Origin of the sequence: Micromonospora sp. NPDC050495, assembly GCF_040655175.1 — a bacterium.
Classification (GTDB): domain Bacteria; phylum Actinomycetota; class Actinomycetes; order Mycobacteriales; family Micromonosporaceae; genus Micromonospora.
The window spans coordinates 1-24,077 of the sequence record NZ_JBFAJK010000067.1; the positions used below are offsets into that span (position 1 = coordinate 1).

General features: G+C 73.7%; 22 protein-coding genes, 1 pseudogene and 1 riboswitch. Of the genes and pseudogenes, 8 read left to right on the top strand and 15 right to left on the bottom strand.

The genetic code is table 11. The annotated features are described in order from the left end of the window. Positions 1 to 95, top strand: a riboswitch (cyclic di-AMP (ydaO/yuaA leader). This riboswitch is flagged as partial in the annotation. A 30-nt stretch (positions 96 to 125) separates the two neighbouring features. The 3 genes and pseudogenes from AB0I11_RS31795 to AB0I11_RS31805 all read right to left on the bottom strand — a co-directional run bounded on the left by AB0I11_RS31795 (position 126) and on the right by AB0I11_RS31805 (position 3,488). Beyond that, the gene (locus AB0I11_RS31795; RefSeq protein ID WP_357329151.1) at positions 126 to 368 is read right to left on the bottom strand and encodes a hypothetical protein; all 243 of its coding nucleotides are present in this window, start codon (positions 366 to 368) and stop codon (positions 126 to 128) included. A gap of 314 nt (positions 369 to 682) precedes the next feature. Next, positions 683 to 2,654, bottom strand: a pseudogene (locus AB0I11_RS31800) (polymorphic toxin-type HINT domain-containing protein); the annotation flags it as partial. 51 nt (positions 2,655 to 2,705) lie between these two features. Further along, entirely contained in the window at positions 2,706 to 3,488 is a 783-nt protein-coding gene (locus AB0I11_RS31805; RefSeq protein ID WP_357329154.1) for an aldo/keto reductase, read from the bottom strand. A gap of 114 nt (positions 3,489 to 3,602) precedes the next feature. Between AB0I11_RS31805 and AB0I11_RS31810 the strand changes: the two genes are divergently transcribed. Then, the gene (locus AB0I11_RS31810; RefSeq protein WP_357329156.1) at positions 3,603 to 4,637 is read left to right on the top strand and encodes a DNA polymerase ligase N-terminal domain-containing protein; all 1,035 of its coding nucleotides are present in this window, start codon (positions 3,603 to 3,605) and stop codon (positions 4,635 to 4,637) included. An 8-nt stretch (positions 4,638 to 4,645) separates the two neighbouring features. After that, the gene (locus tag AB0I11_RS31815; RefSeq protein ID WP_357329158.1) at positions 4,646 to 5,833 is read left to right on the top strand and encodes a threonine synthase; all 1,188 of its coding nucleotides are present in this window, start codon (positions 4,646 to 4,648) and stop codon (positions 5,831 to 5,833) included. A 39-nt stretch (positions 5,834 to 5,872) separates the two neighbouring features. On the opposite strand, the gene AB0I11_RS31820 is transcribed toward AB0I11_RS31815, so the two are convergent. The 5 genes from AB0I11_RS31820 to AB0I11_RS31840 form a co-directional block, all read right to left on the bottom strand. Then, on the bottom strand, positions 5,873 to 7,246 hold the full coding sequence (locus AB0I11_RS31820; RefSeq protein WP_357329160.1) for a pectate lyase: 1,374 nt from the start codon (positions 7,244 to 7,246) through the stop codon (positions 5,873 to 5,875). Positions 7,247 to 7,470: 224 nt separating this feature from the next. Further along, complete coding sequence (locus AB0I11_RS31825; protein ID WP_357329162.1) at positions 7,471 to 9,255, bottom strand: glycoside hydrolase family 15 protein; 1,785 nt, start codon at positions 9,253 to 9,255, stop codon at positions 7,471 to 7,473. A gap of 42 nt (positions 9,256 to 9,297) precedes the next feature. Then, entirely contained in the window at positions 9,298 to 9,690 is a 393-nt protein-coding gene (locus tag AB0I11_RS31830; protein WP_357329164.1) for a cupin domain-containing protein, read from the bottom strand. A gap of 256 nt (positions 9,691 to 9,946) precedes the next feature. After that, positions 9,947 to 10,351, bottom strand: coding sequence for a hypothetical protein (locus AB0I11_RS31835; RefSeq protein WP_357329167.1), 405 nt, complete (start codon positions 10,349 to 10,351; stop codon positions 9,947 to 9,949). Positions 10,352 to 10,533: 182 nt separating this feature from the next. Beyond that, positions 10,534 to 11,007, bottom strand: a complete 474-nt coding sequence (locus tag AB0I11_RS31840) for a septum formation initiator (protein WP_357329169.1) — start codon at positions 11,005 to 11,007, stop codon at positions 10,534 to 10,536. Between the two features lie 103 nt (positions 11,008 to 11,110). On the opposite strand from AB0I11_RS31840, the gene AB0I11_RS31845 reads away from it, so the two are divergent. From AB0I11_RS31845 to AB0I11_RS31855, 3 genes are all read left to right on the top strand, one after another. Continuing rightward, complete coding sequence (locus tag AB0I11_RS31845) at positions 11,111 to 11,806, top strand: response regulator transcription factor (protein ID WP_357329171.1); 696 nt, start codon at positions 11,111 to 11,113, stop codon at positions 11,804 to 11,806. Then, complete coding sequence (locus tag AB0I11_RS31850; protein WP_357329173.1) at positions 11,803 to 13,080, top strand: HAMP domain-containing sensor histidine kinase; 1,278 nt, start codon at positions 11,803 to 11,805, stop codon at positions 13,078 to 13,080. The genes AB0I11_RS31845 and AB0I11_RS31850 overlap by 4 nt, the downstream gene beginning before the upstream one ends. 81 nt (positions 13,081 to 13,161) lie before the next feature. Continuing rightward, positions 13,162 to 13,719, top strand: a complete 558-nt coding sequence (locus AB0I11_RS31855) for a PepSY domain-containing protein (protein ID WP_357329176.1) — start codon at positions 13,162 to 13,164, stop codon at positions 13,717 to 13,719. 73 nt (positions 13,720 to 13,792) lie between these two features. Here the strand turns inward: AB0I11_RS31855 and AB0I11_RS31860 are convergent, their stop codons facing one another. Then, positions 13,793 to 15,154 carry a cellulose binding domain-containing protein gene (locus AB0I11_RS31860; RefSeq protein WP_357329178.1) on the bottom strand — a complete coding sequence of 454 codons (1,362 nt, stop codon included), beginning with the start codon at positions 15,152 to 15,154 and terminating at the stop codon, positions 13,793 to 13,795. Between the two features lie 176 nt (positions 15,155 to 15,330). On the opposite strand from AB0I11_RS31860, the gene AB0I11_RS31865 reads away from it, so the two are divergent. Then, positions 15,331 to 16,428 carry a hypothetical protein gene (locus AB0I11_RS31865; protein ID WP_357329180.1) on the top strand — a complete coding sequence of 366 codons (1,098 nt, stop codon included), beginning with the start codon at positions 15,331 to 15,333 and terminating at the stop codon, positions 16,426 to 16,428. A gap of 1 nt (position 16,429) precedes the next feature. On the opposite strand, the gene AB0I11_RS31870 is transcribed toward AB0I11_RS31865, so the two are convergent. Further along, complete coding sequence (locus AB0I11_RS31870; protein ID WP_357329182.1) at positions 16,430 to 16,711, bottom strand: iron-sulfur cluster biosynthesis family protein; 282 nt, start codon at positions 16,709 to 16,711, stop codon at positions 16,430 to 16,432. A gap of 314 nt (positions 16,712 to 17,025) precedes the next feature. Here AB0I11_RS31870 and dacB point away from each other — a divergent pair, with 314 nt between their 5' ends. Next, positions 17,026 to 18,609: a D-alanyl-D-alanine carboxypeptidase/D-alanyl-D-alanine-endopeptidase gene (gene dacB / locus AB0I11_RS31875; protein ID WP_357329184.1), complete on the top strand. Its 1,584-nt coding sequence runs from the start codon at positions 17,026 to 17,028 to the stop codon at positions 18,607 to 18,609. Between the two features lie 55 nt (positions 18,610 to 18,664). Here dacB and AB0I11_RS31880 read toward each other — a convergent pair whose 3' ends face one another. From AB0I11_RS31880 to AB0I11_RS31900, 5 genes are all read right to left on the bottom strand, one after another. After that, positions 18,665 to 18,991 carry a hypothetical protein gene (locus tag AB0I11_RS31880; protein ID WP_357329187.1) on the bottom strand — a complete coding sequence of 109 codons (327 nt, stop codon included), beginning with the start codon at positions 18,989 to 18,991 and terminating at the stop codon, positions 18,665 to 18,667. Positions 18,992 to 19,081: 90 nt separating this feature from the next. After that, entirely contained in the window at positions 19,082 to 19,519 is a 438-nt protein-coding gene (locus AB0I11_RS31885; RefSeq protein ID WP_357329189.1) for a nitroreductase family deazaflavin-dependent oxidoreductase, read from the bottom strand. Positions 19,520 to 19,594: 75 nt separating this feature from the next. Continuing rightward, complete coding sequence (locus tag AB0I11_RS31890; protein ID WP_357329191.1) at positions 19,595 to 20,491, bottom strand: hypothetical protein; 897 nt, start codon at positions 20,489 to 20,491, stop codon at positions 19,595 to 19,597. 141 nt (positions 20,492 to 20,632) lie between these two features. Further along, on the bottom strand, positions 20,633 to 21,853 hold the full coding sequence (locus tag AB0I11_RS31895) for a hypothetical protein (protein ID WP_357329193.1): 1,221 nt from the start codon (positions 21,851 to 21,853) through the stop codon (positions 20,633 to 20,635). A 238-nt stretch (positions 21,854 to 22,091) separates the two neighbouring features. Next, on the bottom strand, positions 22,092 to 22,685 hold the full coding sequence (locus tag AB0I11_RS31900; protein WP_357329195.1) for a pentapeptide repeat-containing protein: 594 nt from the start codon (positions 22,683 to 22,685) through the stop codon (positions 22,092 to 22,094). A 65-nt stretch (positions 22,686 to 22,750) separates the two neighbouring features. Here AB0I11_RS31900 and AB0I11_RS31905 point away from each other — a divergent pair, with 65 nt between their 5' ends. Beyond that, positions 22,751 to 23,983: a serine hydrolase domain-containing protein gene (locus AB0I11_RS31905; protein ID WP_357329197.1), complete on the top strand. Its 1,233-nt coding sequence runs from the start codon at positions 22,751 to 22,753 to the stop codon at positions 23,981 to 23,983. Positions 23,984 to 24,077 lie beyond the last annotated feature (94 nt).

Below are 24,077 nucleotides of genomic sequence, written 5' to 3' on the forward strand. Positions count from 1 at the left end.
GGTAACCGGGGTGAATCCGCAGCCACGCTGCGGTAGGGCGGCTCCCTTCCCGCCCGAACCCGTCAGCTAACCCGGTAGGCGGTCGGACAGAAGGACTCAGGACTGCCATCGGCGATCAAACGCGCTCAGTACGGTACCGCAATGCCGTTCGCCTTGAGGGCGGCCTCATAGAACTGCAGAAGCTCAACAAGGCGATCTCTGGCCTCACCTAGCTGATCCGACAGTTGCTCACTTCCCTCTCCCCCTTCGAGAAGATCTCGAAGCGTCGCCATCGTATCGCCCTGGACGAAGATTCCCGGAAATTTCCTGTCCGGCATTCGAAGGACGGCAATGTTGCCTTCTCGCGCCAGGAGTTCCACCTGGATCATTTGCATCCACATAGGCCCTTCGGATGGAATGTGATGTACGGCAGAGTGTCGTCAACAGATCCGGTGAAGATGTCCAGTCCTTTACCCTGGCCAGTTCGGATGCCGGAGGGTGCCATCCACTTGATCTTGTCCTTGATCTTGCTGTTGGCACCTGTCACTACGTAATCCCAGTCTGACTCAGGACCAGCGGTGCCCTTGGCCCTACTACCCACGAGATGCACGGGTTTGCCAATCCGGTCAGCAGTCGCCTGGATCTTCGCAGCATCGACACCGCTGATGTTATCGAGGCTCGCACCATTCGCCACGCTCGGCGAACAGTTGTGCACGAGCACCGGCGCACTGCCGGCCACCAGATAGTACGTGTGGATGTCGTCGACCGTGAGGTTGTACCTGACCTCGGTGCCCTCGTACGAGTTGACGGCACTGACCGAGACAGGCTCTTTCCCCTTGATGGTCGAAGCGAGTCGCTCGCCGACCTTCAACCTCGCCGCGTCCACCCAATCGTCACGGTCCGCACTCCAGATCGGGTGGGTCTGCGTGCCCTGCACCAGGAACTGCTTACCCCCGACGGCCAACGTTAGATCCGTCAGGTGGAGATCCAGGTTGATGTGCGTCGCCACGACCGTCTTGGCTACGGTCTTTTCGGTAACCGGATCAGTGGCCAGGACGCGATCTCCCGGCTTCAGCTTCTCGATCGGTTTAGTGCTGCCGTTGGCGAGAAGCACCAACGTTCCGGCGGCAAAGCTGTCGCAGACCTTCTTCCCTGCCTTGAGGAAGTCCTTGACACCGGTGATCAGCTTGCCGAGCAGGTTCTTCACCCGGACGCCGAGTTCGTAGCCCTTCTTCCACTTCCACGGTGCGCCGTACTTGGTGGCGAGCTTGCCCAGCATGCCGCCCACGAAGGAACTGGCGATGGTGATCACCGTGCTGACACAGCCGCCGACGTCGCCCTTGGTGATGCAGTTCAACGCGTCGGTGATGCCCAGCTCGTCCATCGCGATCTTGGCGAGCGCCTTGCCCGCCTCGAGGAGAATGGCCTTCGCCTTGGCGATACGCTCCTGCCGGGCCCGCGCCGCGGCCGCCGCCGGGTCAGGGCCACCACCGTTCTTCACGCGCGGGTGGTTCTCCGCCGGCGCGTGCGGGTCGTACGCGCCCGAGCAGCCGTGGCAACCGTCGTTGTGCCCGGGCACGTCGTGGTAGTTGCCGTACATGTCCTCGTAGTCGGCGCCCGGACCGCAGGCGTCGTCGGAGCAGGCCCGCAGGCCGTCCGGGTCGGAGAACGAGATCGGGTTGTTGTTGGCGTACGCGTACCCGTGCATCTGCTGCGGGTCGTTGACGTCGATCACCGCGTCGATGGAGATGAACCGCCCGAGGACCGGGTCGTACTCGCGGGCACCGATGTTCACCAGGCCGGTGCTGCTGTCCTGGTTGCCGTTGACGAAGCCCTTCTCGGTGGGCCACTGCCCCGGTCCTGGTGGCGTCCCGCGGGACTCCCCGTACGGCGTGGTCCGCCGGTTGACGATCGCACCCGCCTCATCGACGACCGCCTGGCCGGTGCCGTGATGGTCCGGCGCGACGTAACGGACGCCGTCGACCTTGCGGACGATGCTGCCGCCGCCCGGCACCGGGTAGTAGCGGGTGCCGTCCGTCGAGTGGGTGGTGGTGTTGAGCCGGATCTCCATGCCCGGCAGGTAGAGCGTCGTGGTACCGGGCTCCTTGCGCAGGATCCGAGACCCGTCGACGTCGTACACGAAGGAGGTCGTCTTGCTGTTGGCGGTGACCGACTCGAGGTTGCCCTCGGCGTCCCAGACCAGGGTCTGGTCCTCGCCGACCTTCGTGCGCTTGGTGGTGTTACCGGCGCTGTCGTACTCGTAGGTGTAGAGCCGGTCCCCGGACGGGGTCTTCTCGGTCAGCTTGTTGACCGTGTGCGGCCGGGCCTGGCCGGCCAGCGGGGTCTCGTAGCTGCGTTCGAGCAGGGAGGTGCCGTTCGCGGCGTACTGGGTCTCGGTCTTGCGGTTACCCGTCGCGTCGAAGGTGTAGGCGTGGTGGTACGGGGCCACCCCGCCGAGCCCGGTGACGCTGGGGCCGCCGGCGCAGGGGTCGGTCGCCGTGCTTCCCGACGTCCAGGCCCGGTCCATCCGGCGCAGGTAGTCGTAGGTGAAGCACTGCACATCCCGGGTGCCGGTCGGAGTGTCCTCGATCCGGGTGATGTTGCCCGTCGTCGTCGTAGTGATACCGGGCGTCGATGTCGATCACCGGCGCGCCGGCCCGGTCGAGCCGGACCCGGCTCCCCCAGCGGTACGGACCGTGCCGCCGGGAAGGGTGGGCAGCGGAAGATCAGCCGCCGAGGGCGTCGATGTCGCGCATCTCCTCGGCGGTGAGCGAGAAACTGAAGACGTCGGCGTTGGCCCGGATCCGTTCCGGGGTGACCGACTTGGGGATCACCACGATCTCGTGGTCGATGTGCCAGCGGAGCACCACCTGCGCCGGGGAGACGTCGTGCGCCTGGGCGATCCGGACCAGCACCGGATCCGACAGGTCACTGGTCTTGAACGGGCTGTAGCCCTCCAGCACCACCCCCCGGTCCCGGTGCGCGGCGTACACGTGGCGGTCGTACAGCGACGGGCTCCAGCGGATCTGGTTGACCGCCGGCGTCTCCTCGGTGGCCTGGATGAGCTCGTCGATCTGGCTGATGCTGTAGTTACTCACCCCGACGGCCCGGGTCAGGTTCTGGTCGCGGGCGGCGAGCAGTTCCCGCCAGGCCGGGATGCTGTCCCCCGGCGCCGACGGCGGCCAGTGGATCAGCCACAGGTCGACGTGGTCGGTGTCCAGCGCGGCCAGGCTGGCCTCGATGGTCTGCCGCTCCCGGCCCACCCGGTCGGGCGGCAGCTTCGTGGTGATGAAGAGGTCCTCGCGGCGCAGGCCGCTCTCCTTGACCGCCCGGCCGACCTCCTTCTCGTTGCCGTACATGGTGGCGGTGTCGATGTGCCGGTAGCCGGCGTCCAGGGCGGCGAGCACGGCGTCGTACCCGGCCTCGCCGGTGGCCTGCCAGGTGCCGAAGCCGAGCAGCGGCATCCGGACGTCGCCGGTGAGCGGGACGGTGGGCTGGTCGAGGTCCATACCGACGCTTCTACCCCGGTTCGCGGCGGCCATGCCGTCCGCCCGGCGCAGGCCGAACGGGACAGAAAGGGCGGGAACCGGGCGATCCGGCGCGTCCTGCCGGAGAATACGGGCGTGGGCGACCGGCTGGAGGAGTACCGGCGGAAGCGGGACGCGGCGCGTACCCCGGAGCCGGTGCCGGCAGCGACGACGGAGCGGAAGCGGGGCGCGCGGCGCCGGCCCCGGTTCGTGATCCAGCAGCACCACGCCCGGAGCCTGCACTGGGACCTGCGGCTGGAGCACGACGGCGTGCTGGCCTCCTGGGCGGTGCCGCGCGGGCTGCCCCGCGATCCCGGGCGCAACCACCTCGCCGTGCACACCGAGGACCACCCGATGGAGTACCTCACCTTCCACGGCGAGATCCCGGCCGGCGAGTACGGCGGCGGACGGATGATCGTCCACGACGCCGGGACGTACCGCGCGGAGAAGTGGCGCGACGACGAGGTGATCGTGGTGCTGGACGGGCAGCGGACGACGGGCCGGTACGTGCTCTTCGCCACCGGTGGCCGGGGCCGGGACTGGATGGTCCGCCGCACCGACCCCGCGCCGGAGGGCTGGACGCCGATGCCGGAGCTGGTCCGCCCGATGCACACCACTGCCGCGAAACGGCTGCCGAAGGACGAGGCCGCCTGGGGGTACGAGCTGCGCTGGGACGGCGTGCGGGCGATGGCGTACGTCTCCGGCGGGCGGCTGCGGCTGCTCGGCGACACCGACGAGGAGATCACCGGGGAGTACCCGTGGCTGCGCGCGATGGCCGAGGAACTGGCGCCGGTCGAGGCGGTGCTGGACGGCGTGCTGGTTCGGATCGACCCGGGTGGCCGGGTGAAGGCGCCCACCCGGCGCGATGGCCAGTTCCTCGCCGTGGACCTGCTCTGGCTGGAGGGCGCGACCAGCCTCGACCTGCCGTACGCCCAGCGCCGGGAACTGCTCGACGGCCTGGCGTTGACCGGCCCACACTGGCAGACTCCGCCGTGGTTCCCGGGCGTCGGCGGGGACGCCCTGCGAACCGCCCGTGACCAGGGACTTCCGGGGGTGGTGGCGAAGCGCCTCGACGCCCCGTACGAGCCGGGTCGGCGCAGCCGGCACTGGCTGAGCATCGACCAGAGCTGAGGAGCACCGTGCACCTGACGCACCTGGAATGCCCGCGCTGCGGTCGGGAGCATCCGGCGGACGAGCCGCAGAACCTCTGCGGGTGCGGCTCGCCGCTGCTGGCCCGCTGCGACCTGGCGGCGGTGGCCGCGTCGGTGACCCCCGAGCAGTTCGGGCTGCGCCCGGCCGACCTGTGGCGCTATCGGGAGGTGCTGCCGGTGGCCGATCCGCGCTTCGTCACCACGCTGGGCGAGGGCTGGACGCCGCTGCTGCGCGCCCCCGGCTACGGCCAGGAGATCGGCATCCCCGACCTGATCGTGAAGGACGAGGGGTTGACCCCGACCGGGTCGTTCAAGGCCCGCGGCGCGGCGGTGGGCGTGAGCCGCGCCCGGGAGCTGGGCGTCGAGCGGATCGCCATGCCGACCAACGGCAACGCCGGGGCGGCCTGGGCGACGTACGCGGCCCGGGCCGGGCTGGGCGCGACCATCGCCATGCCGCTGTCCGCGCCGACCATCTGCCGCCGGGAGTGCGTCGCGGCCGGCGCGGACCTGCGGCTGGTGGACGGGCTGATCAGCGACGCCGGGCGGTGGGTGGCCCGGCTGGTCGCCGAGTCGGCCGGGCGGGTCTTCGACGCCGGCACGCTGCGCGAGCCGTACCGCCTGGAGGGCAAGAAGACCATGGGGTACGAGATCGTCGAGCAGCTCGGCTGGCAGGTGCCCGAGGTGATCATCTATCCCACCGGGGGCGGGGTGGGGCTGATCGGCATCCACAAGGCGATCCACGAGCTGCGCGAGCTGGGCTGGGTGGAGGACCGGCTGCCCCGGCTCGTGGCGGTGCAGTCGACCGGCTGCGCGCCGATCGTGCGGGCCTTCGCGGCCGGCGAGCCGCGGGCCACGCCGTGGGCGGACGCCAGCACCGTGGCGTACGGCATCACGGTGCCGGCCCCACTCGGCGACGAGCTGATCCTGGCGGCGCTGCGGGAGAGCGGCGGCACCGCGATCGCGGTGGATGATGCCGAGATCCTCGCCGACCTGCGGGACTTCGCGGCCCGGGAGGGGTTGCTGCTCTGCCCGGAGGGGGCGGCCTGCCTGACGGCCGCCCGGCACCTGCGCGCGGGCGGCTGGATCCGGGCCGGCGAGCGGGTGGTGGTGCTGAACACCGGCGCCGGCCTCAAGTACCCGGAGACGGTGGACGTCTCCGCCGTGCCGATGGCGTGACGCGGGCCCCCGGCAGTCGGAGGCCCGCGTCGGAGCGGCCTATCGCCAGGTGATGTCGGACGCGGAGTAGATGCAGTTCACCCCGTCGGCACCCTCGCCGATCTCGGTGGGTTCGCTGCCCTTCGGCACGCCCTTGTACTTCACGCAGATCCGGGTGTTGTGACTCGGGTCGTTGAGGATGGTGATCCGGGTGAACCGGGCGGTGTCTCCCCAGTTGGTGTTGATGCCGGCCAGCACCTTCGTGCCGGTGGCCGTGATGTTGTCCAGCACCACGTGCCGCTGGTAGGAGGAGGAGCAGTTGCCGCAGGCCCGGTAGAGCTTGCCGGCGCTCTCCACCCGGAAGTTGCGGATGTAGACGGTGCCCGGCCCGTTGTGCTGGAACACCTTGTCGCTGGCGGAGCGGGCCCCGCCACCGTCCACCGTGTACGTGGTGCCGCCGAGGAAGGTGGCCGCGTCCTCGCCGACGTCCTCCCACCAGACGTTGACCAGGGTGCAGTTGCCGAGGCAGTGCACGCCGTCGCCGGCCGGCGCGCCGATGATGACGTTGCGCAGGGTGGCGCCGGCGGCCAGTTCGAACATCGGGTCCTGGCTCTCCGACTGCCCGCCGTCGCCGATGCCGTAGTAGCGCCGCAGGCCGCCGTCGAAGCCGCTGGCCGGGACGGCGATGGTGGCGTCCACCTTGACGCTGCCGGTGGGCGTCGGCCAGGACGTCGACGGCGGGGTGCTGGCGGTCGCCGTCGGGGTGGGGCTGGCCGGCGGGGTGCCGGTCGACGGCGGCGTGGTCGGCGTGGTGACCGACGAGTCCACGGTCACGTCGTCGAAGCTGCCGCTGGCGTACGCGGTGACCAGGGCGATCCGGCCGGCGCCCACCATGGTGCTGGTGCCGGCGGCGATCTGGGTGCCGTTGACGTAGCCCCGGATGGTGCTGCCGCTGGCCTCGATCCGCAGGGTGTACCAGGTGCCGGTGCTCGCCCCGATCGAGGCGGAGCCGAGCGAGGCGATCTGGCTGCCGTTGACCGCCTGGAGTTCGGCCCGCCCGGAGCCCAACAGGGCCAGCCGGTACATCTTGGTGCTGCTGCTGGCCCGCGCCGCGAGGCCGACCAGCGCCGTGGCGGAGCCGAATCCGGTGGGCCGGACCCGGGCCTGCACCTGGTAGTCGGCCCAACTCGTCTGGCCGGCGAACTGGCGGGCCAGTTCGCTGCTCGTGCTGGACTGGTTGAGGGCGCCGTCGGTGACCGCCCAGGTGCCGCCGGACTTCGACCAGCCGGCGGCGTCGCCGTCGGAGAAGGTGTCGGAGAAGACGGTGGCGGCGAAGGCCGAGGTCCCCATCCCGGCGGCGAGCGCCGCCACGGTGGCGCCGGCGCCCACCGCGAGCAGCAGTGACCGTCGCCGTCTGGCGCGTGTGATCTGCACGGTTGTCCTCCTTGAAGCGCGTGGTGGTGGACCGCCGCGGCGGCGGGTCGACGCCTGGCCACGGGTCGCGACGGTCGGTGCGCCCCGGCCGGAGGCCCGGTCTCCGGGAGCGGGGGTGGTGTGGGCGGGAGCCGCAGGAAAGGGCTTTCCCAACACCGACACCAGCAGGCTAGGCCGGCCGAGAGATCGAGGTCAATGGTTGCGATGTGCAGGAATGTTGCAGGTCAGCCGCTGGTCGGGTCGGTCAACCGCCAGGCCGCGTTGATCAGGCCGATGTGCGACAGCGCCTGCGGCAGGTTGCCCAGCTGCGCCCCGCTGTTCAGGTCGATCTGCTCGGCGAACAGGCCCACGTCGTTGGCCTGCCCGAGGACCTGCTCGAACAGCGCCCGGGCCCGCTCCGGCTCCCCCGCCATCACCAGGCACTCCACCAGCCAGAACGAGCAGAGCAGGAAGCCGGCCGGGTCGGTGTCCCAGCGGCGGACCAGGCCGTCGTCGGTGCCCAGGTCGCGTTCCACCATCGCGATGGTGGAACGCATCCGCGGGTCGGTGGCCGGCAGGAAGCCCACCACCGGCAGGAACAGCACCGACGCGTCCAGCTCCGCCGCGCCGAACGCGCCGGTGTACGCGCCCATCCGCTCGTGCCACCCGTCGCGCAGCACGGTCGCCCGGATCTCGTCCCGGACGGCCGCCCACCGGCGCGGGTCGGCCCGCTCCCCGAGCCGGGGCGCCAGCCGCACCGCCTTGTCCAGCGCCACCCAGCAGAGCACCTTCGACGAGACGTAGTGCCGCTCGGCATCCCGGGTCTCCCACATGCCACAGTCCGGCAACCGCCAGGTCGACGCGACCTGTCCGGCCAGCCCGATGACCATCTCCCGCACCTCCTCGGCGAAGGTCTCGCCGAGCTGGTCGTGCAGCCGCCACACCGCCGCGATCACCTCACCGGGCACGTCGAGCTGCCGCTGCCGCCAGGCGTCGTTGCCGATCCGCACCGGCCGGCTGCCGGCGAAGCCGGACAGGTGCCCGGCGACGTGCTCGGCGAGATCCCGCTCCCCCTCCAGCCCGAAGAGCACCGGCACCGGCTCGTCGCCGATCCGGCCGATCGAGCGGGCCGCCCAGGCGAACAGCCGGGACGCCTCGGTCGGGCAGGCCGCCACCCAGAGGGCCCGCATGGTCATCGAGAAGTCGCGCAGCCAGGAGAAGCGGTAGTCGTAGTTCCGGTCGCCGCCGACCAGCTCCGGCAGGGAGGTGGTCGCCGCCGCGGCCACCGCGCCGCTGCGGGCGTACGTGAGGCCGGTGAGCACCGTGGCGCTCGCCCGCACCTGCGGGGTGTAGTCCCCCTGGTACCGGTGCGACTCGCGGAACGCCTCCCACGCCTGGACCGTCTCGGCCAGCGCCCGGAGCGGGTCGAGCCGGGCCGGCGGGTCCCGGTGCACCGCCGCGTACGCCAGGTCGAAGCCGACCGTCTGGCCGGCGGTCACCTCGAAGGTGTGGCCGACCCGGTCCCCGTCGTGGCGCAGTTCCTGATCCGTGCCGCGCAGCACCAGCGCCACCGGCCCGGCGGTGGCCAGCACCCCGCCGCCCGGCTGCCCGTGCAGGTACGGGGTGAGCATCCCGTACTCCGGCCGGGGCACGAAGTCGAGCCGCATCGGGACCCGCCCGGAGAGCCCTTCGACCACCCGGACCAGCACGGCGGGCGAGTTCCGCCCCAGTTCGTGTCCCCGGGCGCCCGGTTCGGCGGCGAGCGCGTCGGTGACCGCGACGCTCCCCTCCGGCGTGTGGTGGACCGTCCGCAGCACCAGGGTGTCCGGCCGGTACGCCCGCTCGACCCGGCTCGCCGCGAGCGGGGCGATCCGCCAGTGCCCGCCGGCCGGGTCGAGCAGGCGGCCGAAGACCGAGGGCGCGTCGAACCGGTCCGGGCACCACCAGTCGACCGACCCGTCCCGCCCGACCAGGGCCCCGGAGCGGCAGTCGGAGAGAAATCCGTAGTCGGAGATCGCCGGCTGGTGCACCCGCCCCGGGTACCCGGACCGGTCGCGTTCAGGCGGGTGCGCTCAGGCGGTGGGCGGCTCGTCCTCCCCGGCCTCCTCGGCCGCGTCGGCCTCCTCCTTGGTCTTGTGCACCGCCCCGTCGGCGTGGTCGGGGGGACCGTAGACGGTGTAGAGGACCAGTGGGTTGGGGCCGGTGTTGACGAAGTTGTGCTTCGTCCCGGCGGGCACCACCACCAGGTCGCCGGCGACGACCTCCTTCTTCTCCCCGGCCACCCGGGCCTCGCCGGTGCCGCTGACGAAGGTGAGGATCTGGTCGATGTCCTCGTGGACCTCCTCGCCGATCTCGCCACCCGGCGGGATCGTCATGATCACCAGCTGGGTGTGCTGCCCGGTCCACAGCACCCGGCGGAAGTCCGGGCTCTTCTCAGCGACGGTCGCGATCGTGAAATGCTCCATGACGCGCACATACCCGGTGCGCCGTCGGCTCACGCCGGGACTCGCAGATGGTGGAATTCGCCACCCGCCCGGGGTTTGGATCCCGTCCGGACGGGCATCTGGTGGCCCAGGACCGGTGTACGCCTGTGCCGGTCGAGCCAAGTCCCCGCTGGCGTACCGCCGTACGGCTGCGATGGTGGGAGACGGCCAGAGCGCGGCGACGTTACGGCCTCGGTCGGACGGCGCCGTGCGCTCGTGTGCGCGCCCGCCCCGCCGGTCAGGTGAGGACGGCCAGGTGGAACGGGCGGTCCAGATGCCCCCCGCCGACGTACGTCTCGACGAAGACCGCGTTGGGGATGCCGCTGCGCGGCGCCACCGTGATGGCGCCCTGGGGCGTGAGCCCGCTGCCCGCCGCGATGCCGACCGTGCCGACGTAGCCGGCCGCCGTGACGTCCTGGTCGAAGACGACCTGGTACATGCCGGCGGCCAGCCGGGTGGCCGAGGTGACGCCGAGCCCGCGGACCAGGGTGCCGTTCGCGTCGACCACGGCGAAGAGCACCCGGGCGCTGGGCGGCAGCCCGACCGGGGGGCAACTGGCGATCTCGGCGTCCGCGCGGGCGAGCTCCGCCGACCCGGGCGCGGGCTGATCGCCGGATCCCCGTCTGGATCTCGTGCTGGACATGGGGTCTCCCGAGCACCGGCTCCCGCCGGCGCCAAAAACGCAGATGTCATGACAAGGGGGATCGACGGTGATCGCCCCGTTGTCATCGAAGTTATGCGGTCCCGCACCCCCGAAGCCACCCGCAGAGCCGTCAGATCATGGACTCCCGCAGCCCGTCGCACCCAGCCTGACCTGCGGATATGTCAGTCGTGCCGGGTCGCGGCCGGCCGCCCGTCGACGCATCGCAGGCGCAGCTCGTACTCCCCCTCCGGGCCGACGAAGCGGACCTCGACGTGCTCGTCCGGCCCCCGGTCGGAGTCCTTGGCCCGGTAGCCGGGCGCGGGCGACCAGGAGACCAGGCGGATCCCGGCCGGGCCGCACTCGGCCACGGCCGTACCGCCCGCGGTGGCGAAACTCCGCCGGCCGGCGGCCGGCGGCCCGCCGCTCGGCGTGCGGGTGGGGCTCGCCGGAACGGCCGTCGGCGTGGCCGCCCCGGTCGCGCCGCCGGTCGGTGCGGCCGCCAGCGCCCGCTCGACGTCACCCTGGTCGAGTACGCCGCCGGGCGTGCCGGTGATGCCGTCGCCGACCAGCCGGATCGCGCCCAGCCCGACAAGGGTGGCGACCACCGTGGCGGCCAGCCAACCGGTGGCGGCGGCGAGGATCGGACGACGGCCCATGCGTCGAGTCTGACCGAGGCGAGGTTGGGCCCGGCACCGGGGAACGCTAAGCGAGGGTTAACAGGGGAAGCCACCGGCGGTTGCCGGGGCTAACCTGCCAACCGTGGCCCGGCTGCTGCTCATCGAGGACGACCTGACGATCCGTACCCCCCTGCTCCGGGCGCTGCGCGAGCGCGGCCACGCGGTCGCCGCGGCCTCGACCGCGCTGGCAGGGCTGCGCGACGCGCTGGACGACCGGCCCGATCTGGTCGTGCTCGACCTCGGGCTGCCCGATCTGGACGGCCGGGAGCTGCTGCGGATGCTGCGGGCGGTCAGCTCGGTGCCGGTCATCGTGGCCACCGCCCGCGACGACGAGACGGAGATCGTCCGGATGCTCGACGCCGGCGCGGACGACTACCTCGTCAAACCGTTCACCGCCGCCCAGCTCGACGCCCGGGCCCGGGCCGTGCTGCGCCGCACCGCCGGCGACGCCACGGCGGCCGACCCCACCCTGGTGGTCGGCGGGCTGCGGATCGACCCGCGCTCGCGGCAGGTGAGCCTGGACGGCATACCGGTCGAGCTGACCCCTCGGGAGTTCGACCTGCTGCACCACCTGGCCGGCCGGGCCGGGCAGGTGGTCACCAAGCGGGAACTGCTCACCGAGGTCTGGCGGATCCCGTACGGCGGCGCCGACAAGACCGTCGACGTGCACCTGTCCTGGCTGCGGCGCAAGCTGGGCGAGCGCGCGCAGGAGCCGCGCTACCTGCACACCGTGCGCGGGGTCGGGGTGCGGCTGGCGGCCCCCGGGGACGGCCGGTGAGGGGCCGGCTGGCGCTGCTCGTCGCCGCGGTCAGCGTGCTGGTCCTGACCGCCTTCCTGGTGCCGCTGGCGCTGCTGGTGCGGACCGTCGCGGCGGACCGGGCGACCGTACGCGCCACCGCCGACGCGCAGAGCCTGGCCCCGGTGGTCGGCACGGCTGACCCGGACACCGTGCGGCTGACCGTCGAGCAGCTCACCGCGGCCTCCGGCCGCCAGGTCAGCGTCTACCTGCCGGACGGCACGGTGCTCGGCACGCCCGCGCCCCGGACGCCGGCGGTGGCCCTCGCCGCCCGGGGGCAGAGCCTGACCGCCGAGTCGGCCGGCGGGCGGGAGGTGGTCATCGCGGTGCAGGGCCGCCCGGACGGGACCGGGGTGATCCGCACCGTGGTGCCCCGGTCGGAGCTGACCGCCGGGGTGGCCCGGGCGTGGCTGGTGCTGGCGCTGCTCGGCGTGCTGCTCGTGCTGGTCGGGCTGGTCGTCGCCGACCGGCTGGCCGCCACCCTGGTCCGGCCGATCGCCGCGCTCTCCGCGGTCTCCCACCGGCTCGCCAAGGCCGAACTGGACGCCCGGGTGGAGCCGGCCGGCCCGGCCGAGCTGCGCGAGGTGGCGGGCGCCCTGAACCACCTGGCCGGGCGGATCCAGGTGCTGCTGCGCGAGGAGCGCGAGCAGGTGGCCGACCTGTCGCACCGGCTGCGCACCCCGCTGACCGTGCTGCGGCTGGAGGCCGAGTCGCTGCGCGACCCGGACGACGCGGCCCGGCTGACCACCGCGGTCGACGGGCTCGAACGGGCGGTCACCGGGGTGATCCGGCAGGCCCGCTGGCGCACCGGACCGCCGGGCGGCGGCGCCGACTGCGACGCGGCGGCCGTGGTCGGCGAGCGGGTGGCGTTCTGGTCGGTGCTCGCCGAGGACACCGGGCGGACGGTCACCCTGGACCTCGCGCCCGGCCCGCTGCCGGTCGGGGTCGACGGCGACGACCTGGCGGCCGCGGTGGACGCGTTGCTGGGCAACGTCTTCGCGCACACCCCGGACGGCACGCCCTTCACCGTGCGGCTCGTGCCGGATCCCGCCGGGGTGGTGCTGACCGTCGCCGACGCCGGGCCGGGCCTGCCGGCCGGCGCCGCCCGCCGGGGCGTCAGCCGGGCCGGGTCGACCGGGCTGGGGCTGGACATCGCCGACCGGGCCGCCCGGGCCGCCGGCGGCCGGCTGGAGCTGGGCAGCGGGCCGGACGGCGGCGCGCTCGTGCTGCTCCGGCTCGGGCCGCCGCGGTCTTAACCCGGGCTTAGAACGGGGGTAGCGCGGGACTATCCGGCCCGGACCGATCCTCGATGACACAACCGAGGAGAGGTGGAGATCATGCGACGTACTTCCCTGGTACTGGCGGCGGCCGGCGGGGCCGCGGTGCTGGCCGTCACCGGCGCCGCGCTCGGCGGGCAGGTGGCCGACCGCTCCGGCCCGGCCGCCGTGGCGACGAGCCGGACCGCCGGCGACGGCCCGACGAGCACGACCGGCGACGACGGCCCCACCGCGGCCGCCGACCGCGATCCGACGGCCACCGTCGCGCCCGGTGCCACCGGCGTGGACTCGCGGCGGGCCGGGGCGGTGGCGCTGGCCCGGACCGGCGGCGGGCGGATCATCGAGGTCGAGGCCGAGACCGAGCACGGGCGCGCGGTGTGGAGCGTCAAGGTGAGCCGGGACGGGGTGACCTACGAGGTGAAGGTCGACCGGCAGGACGGCGCCGTGGTCGAGGTCGAGCGGAAGCGGCTCGACGACCGGGACGGCCGGGGCACCGACGACCGGTACGACGACCACGGCGGCCGGCGGGCCGGCGGCGACGACCGGGGCACCGACGACCGCAACGATGACCACGGTGGCCACGATGGCGCCGACGACCACGGTGGCGACGACGACTGACCACCGGCGAGCGGGCCCGGGCGCGTGGCGTCCGGGCCCGTCGCCGTTGCCGGCCATGGTGCGGGGTGGCGGGTCAGCGCGCGGTGCAGGCCAGGCCGGTCGGTGTCGCGGCGTCGCCGGTGGCCACCAGCCCCCAGCTGGTGGTGCCGCCGGCCGGGAGGGCGCCGTTCCAGCTCGCGTTGGTCGCGGTCACCTCGCTGCCGGACTGGCCGGCGGTGGCGTTCCAGGAGCTGGCCAGCCGCTGACCGGCCGGGAAGTCGAACCTGGTGGTCCAGCCGGCGATCGGGGCCGCGCCGGTGTTGCGGACGGTCACCTCGCCCTGGAACCCGCCGCTCCACGTCCCGGTCACCCGCCAGCTCGCCGCGCACCCGGCCGACGGCGACGGACCGCCCGTCGGGCTCGGCGAACCCGTCACGCTCGGGGACGCCGTCACGCTCGGCGATACCGTCACGCTCGGCGATACCGACGCGCTCGGGGAGGCCGTCGGGCCGGTGCCGTCCGAGGTGGTGTAGCTGACCGGGGTGTACGCGGCCGAACACGTGCCGCCGCACCCGGCCGGCAGGGCGAACCGGTAGACCCGGCCGCCGTTGACCAGCGTGCCGGCGGCGTCCCGGACCCGGATCTGGAAGTCGGTGCCGCCGGACGTGGTGGCCCCGATCACGTACGACTGGCCCATGTCGCTGTTCATCGTGGCGGCCCGCCACGCCCCGTCGGCCAGGTACTCCACGCCGTGGATGCCGTTGGGCAGGTGGGAGACCGCGATGGCCGGCCAGTACCGCTGCGCGCCCTGGAGGAAGCCGATCCGCAGGTCCCCGCTGTAGTTGGGCGCGGGGACGAACGACCAGGAGACGTGCCGGTTGTTCCAGTGGTTCGGGTACAGGTCACCGACCGGGACCCCGTTGCGGGCGAACCGGTTCAGCGACCCGGTGGCCAGGTCCAGGTGGTACGGGTCGTCGCGGCACCAGGCGTTGCCGTCGCCGCAGGAGTCCGCCACCACCATGGTGAGGGTGGCGCCGTTGTAGCCGTCCGCGACCCAGGAACCGTTGCGGCAGAACGGCTGGCCGGGAGCGCCGTCGTTGATCCCGGTGCACCGGTCGCCGATGGTCACCGTGACGAACCGACCGCAGTTGAGGCCGTTGTTCCACAGCCCGATCCGGTCCGCCTCGGACGGGGGCAGCGGCCGGGTCGGGAACGACGAGTAGTCGCCGGGCAGGTTGTACACGTTGAGCGCGACGAAGTCCTGGCTGTCCAGTTCGGACTGCGGCAGGCCACAGCCGCCGTACGGGGCGCCGAGGCCGTCGAAGTGGGTGGCGTTGCCGGTCACCGGCGCGGGCGGGTCGTCGACCGCGAGCGCGGGCAGTTGTCCGGCGGCGAGCAGCGCGGCCGCGGCGGCGGCCAGGGCGGCCACGAGCCGCAGGCGGGTACGCGAGGTCATGGGGAAAGGCCTTCCGGGCGGGCCGACCCACGCGGGATCGGCTCGAAGAGGGGGTCATGGCTGCCCGTCCATGCCCGGCGTGTGCCCGCGCGCCCATGTCACCACCCGGAGGGAGGACATGTCAACGGCGTCCGGGAAGCCGGTGGCGCAGCGCGATGGGGCCGATACATTGAAGTATGGTGCCCGCCCACGGAGGGCGGGCGGCGGAACCGGTCTACCGCCCGGTGCTGGCCGGTCGGCGGGGTGAGCTGGAGGCGCTGGCCCATCTCGACGACGCCCTCGCTCCGCTGCTCGCCCCGGTCATCGACGTCCACGCGGTCGACGCGTGCACCGTGGACCTGCTCGGCCGGCTGCCGGCGGGGCTGCTGCCCGCCGTCGACGTCTCGGCCCTACCGGACCGTCCGGAGAGCGAGCCGGCCCGCTGGGGCGTACCGCTGGTGCCGGTGATCGGGCTCGCGGACAGCGACCGGCGGTTGGTGGCGCACGGGACGGCGGCGCGGGCCCACGCCCGGGCGGTGGTGCGGTTGCGGACCGGCCGGGACCGGGCCGGCCCGGACGCGACGACCGGGGCAGTGGAGCGGGTGTGGCGGCTGACCCGCCTCGTGCCCGAGCAGTGCGACCTGCTCATCGACGCGGGAGACGTGTGCTGCCCGGCCGACGTCCGGCTGGCCGAGCCCCGGGTCCGGCGGCTGGCCGGCTGGGCCCGCCGGCACGCCTGGCGTTCGGTCACGGTGGCCGCCGGCGGGATGCCGCCGGCCGTGGCCCGCCTGCCCGCCGACGAGCCGGTCCGGCTGGAGCGCTTCGACTGGCAGCTCTGGCGCGGCCTGGCCGACCTCGACGTCGGGTACGGCGACTACGGGGTGGGCTGCGCGGCGCGGGGCGCCGACGACGTCCCGGGCGACCGGCTGCCGACGCTGCGCTACACCACGGACGGCGGGTGGTGGATCTACCGCTGGTCCCGGCGGGGCGGCCGGGGCGACGAGCGCTTCGCCGACCTGTGCCGGACGCTGGTCGCCGCGCCGTGGTGGCCGGCCGCCGGGGCCGGCTTCTCCTGGGGCGACCACGAGATCCTGCGCCGGGCGCGGCGGGGCGCGGGCGCCGGCTCGCCGGCGAACTGGGCGGCCTGGAGCACCTCGCACCATCTGGCGCACGTGCTGGCCGCGCTGCTCCGCCCCGACCGGGAGCAGCGCGACGGGCCGTGGCGGGCCGGTCCGGACGGGCCGGAGCGGCGCGCCGGCCGGGCCCCGCGCGGCGAGTCCCGCCGCGCGGGGTGAGTCACTCCTGCCCGGTGAAGCCGAACTGGACCACGCCCTCGTCGTCGACGACCGCGTCGACGGAGGTGTCGTTGAGCAGTTCGGCGGCGTCCTGGTCGAGGAAGATCCGGGCGCCCTGGTTGTCGACCACCTGGTCGCCCTGGGTGGGCTCGGGGACCAGCTCGATGGAGAGCGAACCGGCGTCGGTGTCGGCGGCGATCCGCAGCCCGCCCGCCTCGCCGACGTCCTCCTGGTTGGCGAGGTCGCGGATCACCAGAATCGCGTTCTCGGTCATGGTCAGCATGGCGGAACTCCTCGTGGCTGGGTCGGGATCGCGGCCGGTTCGTCGCCGCGCGGCCGGGTACGCACCCGGGATGGCGAATGGGTCTTCGCCGTGCAAACCAGGGCAGGTCGAAAGGCCCTTCACGGCCTACGTTGCCCGCTGCCCAGGCATCCGTCAAATAGAGCCGGATCAGTCGACACCGTGGCCGGCACGGCCGGCCACGAATGACTGACCAGCGGTTTGCCGGGCTCCGAAGCGGGTAATCGGAGCGGTTCGGAAATAAGTTTTCATCGTTGGCTCTTCTCCGGCAGAAAGCGCCGTGGCAGCATCGACGCATGCATCGTCGTCACTCCATCGGGGCACTGACGGTGCTGGCCCTGGTCGCCACCGCGACCACCGCCGGCGCCACCACCGCCACCGCCGAAGCGCCCACCCCCGCGCAGACCCGGCTGCACGCGACCATCGACGCCGTCCTGGCCGACTCCCGGCTCGCCGGGGCCCAGGCGGGCGTGGTGGTCGTGGACACCCGCACCGGACAGACCCTCTACGACCGCAACGGCGACCGGCGGCTCGTTCCCGCCTCGAACACCAAGCTGCTCACCTCGACCGCGGCGATGGAGTTGCTCGGCCCCGGCCACCGCTTCACCACCGACGTCGCCAGCGACGGCGTACGCCGGGCCGGGCTGCTCGCCGGCAACCTGTACCTGCGCGGCGGCGGCGACCCGACGATGCTCGCCGAGGACTACGACCGGCTGGCCGCCCAGGTCGCCGCCGAGGGCGTCCGGGTGGTGACCGGCAACCTGGTCGCCGACGACACCCGCTACGACCGGACCCGGCTGGGCCTGGACTGGACCTGGGACGACGAGTCCTACTACTACGCGGCCCAGGTGTCCGCGCTGACCGTCGCCCCGGACACCGACTACGATGCCGGCACGGTGATCGTGCACGCCGCGCCGGCCGGCCAGGCCGGGGCCCGGCCCGCGGTCACCATGACCCCGGCCAACGGCTGGCTGCGCATCGACAACCGGGCCGAGACCGTCGCCACCGGCGAGACGACCATCTCCTTCGAACGCGAGCACGGCGGCAACACCATCGTGGTGACCGGGCAGATCGCCGTCGGCGAGGACCCGACCAGCGACTGGATGACGGTGTGGGAGCCGACCGGGTACGCCGCCGACATCTTCCGGGCGGCGCTGCAACAGCACGGCGTACGCGTCCTCGGCCGGACCGTGCTCGGCCGGTCCACCCCCGACGCCGCGAAGATCGTCACCCGGCACGACTCGATGCCGCTCTCCGAGCTGATGGTGCCCTTCCTGAAGCTCTCCAACAACGGCCACGCCGAGGTGCTCACCAAGGAACTCGGCCGGGTGCTCTCCGGCTCCGGCACCTGGGCCGCCGGGCTCACCGCGATCGGCGAGTACGTCGGTGACTCCGGAATGGACACCGGCACGCTGCGCCAGCGCGACGGCTCGGGGCTGTCCCGGCGCAACATGATCCCGCCGGCCCAGTTCGTCAGGCTGCTGTCGGCCGTCCGCGCCGAACCCTGGTTCGACACCTGGTACGCCGCGCTGCCGGTGGCCGGCAACCCGGAACGCTTCGTCGGCGGGACGTTGCGCAGCCGGATGCGGGGCACCCCGGCGGCGGACAACGTGCACGCCAAGACCGGCAGCCTGACCGGCGCGTCCAGCCTCTCCGGCTACGTCACCGACACCGACGGACACCTGCTGGCCTTCTCCGTCGTGCTCAACAACTACCTGACCTCGTCGGTCAAGGGGCTGGAGGATCAGATCGCCATCGCGCTGGCGTCGTACAGCGAGAAGGGGACGAGCACGGCGCGGCTGGCCGTGCCGGCGGCGCCGGAGTCGCCCCGGGTCCCCGAGGGCCTGGAGTGCGCGTGGGTGAAGCCGATCCTCTGCTGAGCGGCGGCGGGCCCCGGTCGGGAGGGGGGATCGGGGCCCGGCGCGCCGCGCCGGCTCAGGCGCCCGGCCGGGGCTGGCTCGGCACGGCGGCCGGGTCACCCCGCTCGATCAGCGCGTCGATCTCGGCCGGCGGCAGGCCGCGCAGCGCCAGCACCCGGCGGCCCCAGCGGTGCAGCCGGCACGGGTGCGGGCTGGCGTCGTTGCGGCAGATCGTCCCGCCGGACCAGCGGCGCGGCGCGTGCACCACCACCGCGCGCACCGCGAACTGGGCGTCCTCGCCGGTCACGTACGGCGGCAGCGGGATCTCCCGCAGCACGTCGCCGGAGGAGTCACCCACGCCGGACGGGGCGACGGGACGGGCGACGGGCGCACTGCTGCTCATCGGTCGAGCCTCCACAGGGGATGGTCGGACGGAACATCGGAACCGTAGAACGCCCCGCGACGGCCGCGACGGACAAACTGTCCCGACGGCTCAGACCCGGTCCAGCACCACCACCGGGATCTCCCGGTCGGTCTTCGTCTGGTACTCGTCGTACGCCGGCCAGACGGCGGTCATGGTCCGCCACATCCGGGGCTTCTCCTCCGGCGTCGCGGTGCGGGCCCGGACGGCGAACGTCTCGGCACCGACCTGCACCTGAGCCAGCGGATCGGCGAGCAGGTTCAGATACCAGGCGGGGTGTTGCGGCGCGCCGCCCTGGGAGGCCACCACCAGGTAGGCGTCACCGTCCCGGCCGTAGATCAGCGCGGTGCGCCGCAGCTTGCCGGAGCGCCGGCCCCGGGTGGTCAGCAGCAGCGTGAAGACGCCGGGCCGCCACTCGTGGCCCTCGGCGCCGCCGGTCGCGACGTACCGCCGGATGTGGTCGGCGACCCAACCCTGCGGGCTGTCCAGCACCTGTTCGCTCGCCGTCATCGGCACTCCCCTCCGGATCCTCCGATCCTGGCCACGCTACCTCCGGGTCGGCCAGCGCACCGGGCGAACCTCGGCTCAGCGCAGCGCGACCGCCTGGAGGCTGACGTTGCCGCAGTCCCCCAGCGCCCGCTCCACCGTCCAACTGAGCAGCAGCTTCGCGCCCCGCGCGGCACGGAACCGGACGGTGAACTCGGCGGTGCGGGCGGTGTGCGGGTCCTCCAACCGCAGCGTCCTGGTCGGGCCGCCGGAGGAGAGCCGCACGTCGAGGCGGGCCCGGGCCATCCAGAGCCCGGCGAAGAGGCGTACGGTCCGCTGCCGCCCGTCACCGGCCACGGAGAGGCTGAAGCCGTTGCCCGCGCCGCAGGTGTAGACCCCGGCCTGGGTGCCGCGCGCCGCGCCGACCGGATTGCCGTCCTGCCAGGCGTACTCCTCCGGGTTGTTGCGGTAGGCGACCCGCCGGCCCCGGCCGCCCTCGTCGCGGATCTCGCGGGAGCCCCGGCGCTTGTGCACCGGCGCGCCGGAGTCGAGCAGCCCCCAGTGGACCCAGTCGGTCGGGCCGGCCGCGGTCAGGTCGACCAGGGCCGGCACGTCGGCCTGGCTGACCGCCAGGCTCGGCGCGGGGGGTGCCGTGGACGGCGCCGGGTCGGGCGAGGGTGACGGCGACGGGGTGCGCTGCCGGGGGTGCAGCCCCGGGGTCACCGCCACGCCCTCGACCCCGGGTCCGCCCGGGGACGGCAGGACCGGCCGGCCACTGGGCGCGGCGGGCAGCACGCTCTGCTCCCGCCGTGGCGTGGGGTGCTGCTCGGTGCCGAGGTAGCTGGCCACGGCGGCGAGGCAGGCGACGGCGACCGCCGCCTCCAGCAGCCAGCGGCGGCGCCGCCGGCTCCGGATGACGCGGCGCAGCGCCGATCGCGTCTGCGCATACCGGTACGACGCCCGGCCGCCCGCCGGACCGTGGTCTTCCGGACCCACGTGACCTCCCGCTCCCGCCCGGCCCCGACCGCCGGGACGAGCAGGGCGCGACCGCGCCTCACATTTCCACGATGGCCCACGGTGCGCCATATGTCGGCGGAAGGAAGTTTCGCCCTTCGTGGCGACACCGTACCGTCGCGCTCAGCTGACGGCCAACGCCTCCATGGTCACCCCGTCGTTCTCGCCACCGACCACCGTCAACGCCCGCCAGGTGACCAGCAGTTGGGCCCCGCGCGGGGCGCGGAACTGGATGACGTACTGGAAGAACCGGTCCCCGGCGGCCAGCGGCACCTCGCGGACGGCGGGGTCGCCGCCGCTGGAGAGCCGGACCTCGAGGCGGGCGGACGCCGAGAAGGCGCCGACGAAGAGCCGGACCGTCCGCAGGTCGTTGCTGCCGGCCACGGCCACCGCGAAGCTCCTCCCGGCGCCGCGCTGGAAGACCCCCGACCGGGTCCCGTCCTGCCGGGCCGCCGGGGTGCCGTCGGTCCAGGCGAATCCGGAGCCGCTGGCGGCGTGTTCCAGCCGCGCCCCGCCCGGGTCGCGGATCTCCCCCGTGCCGACCTGCTTGCGCTGCACGCTGTCGGCACCGCTGCCACCCCAGTGGATCCAGTCCCGCGCGCCGAGCACGGTCAGGTCCACCAGCGTGGGGACCCGTTCCTGGCCGACGCTGAGCAGAGGCCCGCCGGGCAGGGCGGGATTCCCGGTGACCGCCACGACGGTGGGCGGTGGCGCCACCGGGTCGGACGCCGGCGCGCCGCCGCCCGGCAGCACCGCCGACACCGCGGGCGCGCGGCCCGCGTCCTGCTCCCGCACGACGTACCCGGTGGCCAGCACCAGCACGGCCAGCACGGCGACGCCCAGCAGCACCCGGCGGCGCCGGCGCCGGGCCCGAGCCACGCCGACCCGGGTGACCGGGCCGTCCGGTGCGACCCCGACGGCCACCCGGACCTTGCTGGCGGCCGGGCCGACCAGCTCGGCGAACCGGCCCGTGGCGCTCTCCCGGGAGGAGTGCCGGACCGGCGCGACCCGGCGCGACCCGGCGGGCGCGACGGCGTCCGGCTCCGGCCCGGCCGTTGGGCCCGATCGCGGCGCGCGGGCCGGGGTCGGGGCGGGCCCGGTCGCCGACCGCGACGCCGGCTCGGCGGCGGACGCCGGCCCGGGCGCGGGCACCGGCTCGCCGGCGGACCCGGCCCCGGGGGCATGCGGCGGCGGGACCGGGGCGTGCGGCGGCGGGATCGGATCGTCCGGGGCGCCGGGCAGCCGGCGTGGCCCGCCGGCCGCACCGGGTCGCGGCTCGGCCGGCACGGCCGGCAGCCACCGCCCGACCCGGATACCGGTCTGCGTGAGTTCGTCCTCAGCCACCGACCCCTCCCTCGGCCACCGGCGTCGCGGTCGCGCCGGGGACCGCCGCAGGGAGGATGACACACGTGCCGATCTCCGAGAAGCCGTCGACGCGAGGCATTTTCCCGACAGCCGCGGCGGGCTCACCGCCGCTCGCGCCGCACCAACCCCCGGTCGGGATGCCAGCTCTCGATCACTGTGCCATGCCGACCAGCCTGGCAGGAAAACCTGACACGGTACGTCGTCTTTCCGGACGGGGTCAGCGGATCTCGAAGCCCAGCGCCTGGGCCAGCACGATCGCCTGCTCGGCGTCGATGATCGCGCCGGCCCGCTGCACCGCCGTCGGGTCGAGCGCGGTCAGGTCGCTGCCGCGCAGGTCGGCCCGGACCAGCTTGGCCGCGTGCAGTTGGGCGCCGGAGAGGTCGACACCGGTGACGGTCGCCCCGGTCAGGTCCGCCCCGGTCAGGTCGACCTCGCGCATGCGTACGTCGGTGAACCGCACCCCGCGCAGGTCGGCGCCGGGGAGGCCGACGAAGGACCAGTCGCCGCCGTCGATCCGCAGCGGGCGCAGGTCGCACTGGTCGAAACTGCTGCCGAGCAGCTTGCAGCCGGTGAACTCGGCCTCGAACAGGTTGCACCGCTTGAAGGTGCAGCGGGTGAAGGCCGAGTCGGTGTGCCGGGAGGCGTTGAAGGCCACGTTGCCGAAGACGCAGTCGGTGAAGACCGCCCCCTGGCTGACCGCCTCGGTGAGGTCGACGTGGAAGAACTCGCAGCGCACGAAGTGCCGGTCGGCCAGCTCCTCGGCGTACCAGTCCTGCTGGCGGTAGGTGACGTCCTCGACGGGCTCCGGCATGTGGCCCAGATTAGTGGGGCCGCCGACACTTCCCGGCACGCCTACCGGGCGGTAGGTTCGGCGGCGTGAGCGTGGCCGTGAGCACCGACCCGGACCGTATCGGCTTCGACCCCGCGCGGCTGGCGCGGATTGACGAGCACTTCGCCAGGTACGTCGACGACGACCGGCTGGCCGGCTGGCAGATCGTGGTGACCCGCCGGGGCGAGATCGCCCACTCGTCGACGTACGGGCTGCGGGACCGGGAGGCCGGGGCGCCGGTCGAGGCGGACACCCTCTGGCGGATCTACTCGATGACCAAGCCGATCACCTCGGTCGCCGCCATGATGCTCTGGGAGGAGGGCCGGTTCGAGCTGACCGACCCGATCAGCCGCTGGCTGCCGGAGTTCGCCGACGTGCGGGTCTACGACCGGGGCTCGGTGCTCAAGCCGTACACGGTGCCGGCGGTCGAGCCGATCCGGGTCTGGCACCTGCTCACCCACACCGCCGGCCTGACGTACGGCTTCGCCCAGGTCTCGGTGGTCGACGGCCTCTACCGCAAGGCGGGCTTCGACCTCGGCGTGCCGCCGGGCGCCGACCTGGCCGCGGCCTCGGCGGGGCTGGCCGGGCTGCCGCTGCTCTTCCAGCCGGGCACCAGCTGGAACTACGGCGTCTCCACCGACGTGCTCGGCCGGCTCGTGGAGGTCGTCTCCGGGCAGTCGCTGGGCGCCTTCTTCGCCGAGCGGATCCTGCGTCCGCTCGGCATGACCGACACCCGCTGGTGGGTCGACGAGCCGGACGCCAAGCGGCTGGCCGCCCTCTACGCCCCGCACCCGGCGACCGGCCGGGCCGTGCGCGCGGACGCGATCGGCCGGGCCGCGCTGGCCGAGCCGAGCTGGTTCTCCGGCGGCGGCGGGCTGGTCTCCACGGCCGCCGACTACCACCGGTTCACCCAGTTCCTGCTGCGCGGCGGCGAGCTCGACGGGGTGCGCCTGCTCGGCCCGCGGACGGTGCGCTTCATGGCCCGCAACCACCTGCCCGGCGACCGGGACCTGGCGTCCTTCTCCCCGGAGGGCTTCGCCGAGACGGTCCTCGACGGCATCGGCTTCGGCCTCGGCTTCGCCGTGGTGCTCGACCCGGTGCCCGCCCGGGTGCCCAGCAGCGTGGGCGAGTACTACTGGGGCGGCATGGCCAGCACCGCGTTCTGGGTGGACCCGGTGGAGGAGGTCACCGCGCTGCTCTTCACCCAGCTGATGCCCTCCAGCACGTACCCGCTCCGCTCCCAGCTGCGCCAACTGGTCTACTCCGCGCTGGTCGACTGAGCCTGAATCCACCGATGGTTGGTGGTGTGGCTCTTTGGACGCGTGAGTATTGGTTGATGTTGATTGGTTGGGGTGTTGGGCAGGTCGGGTTCGC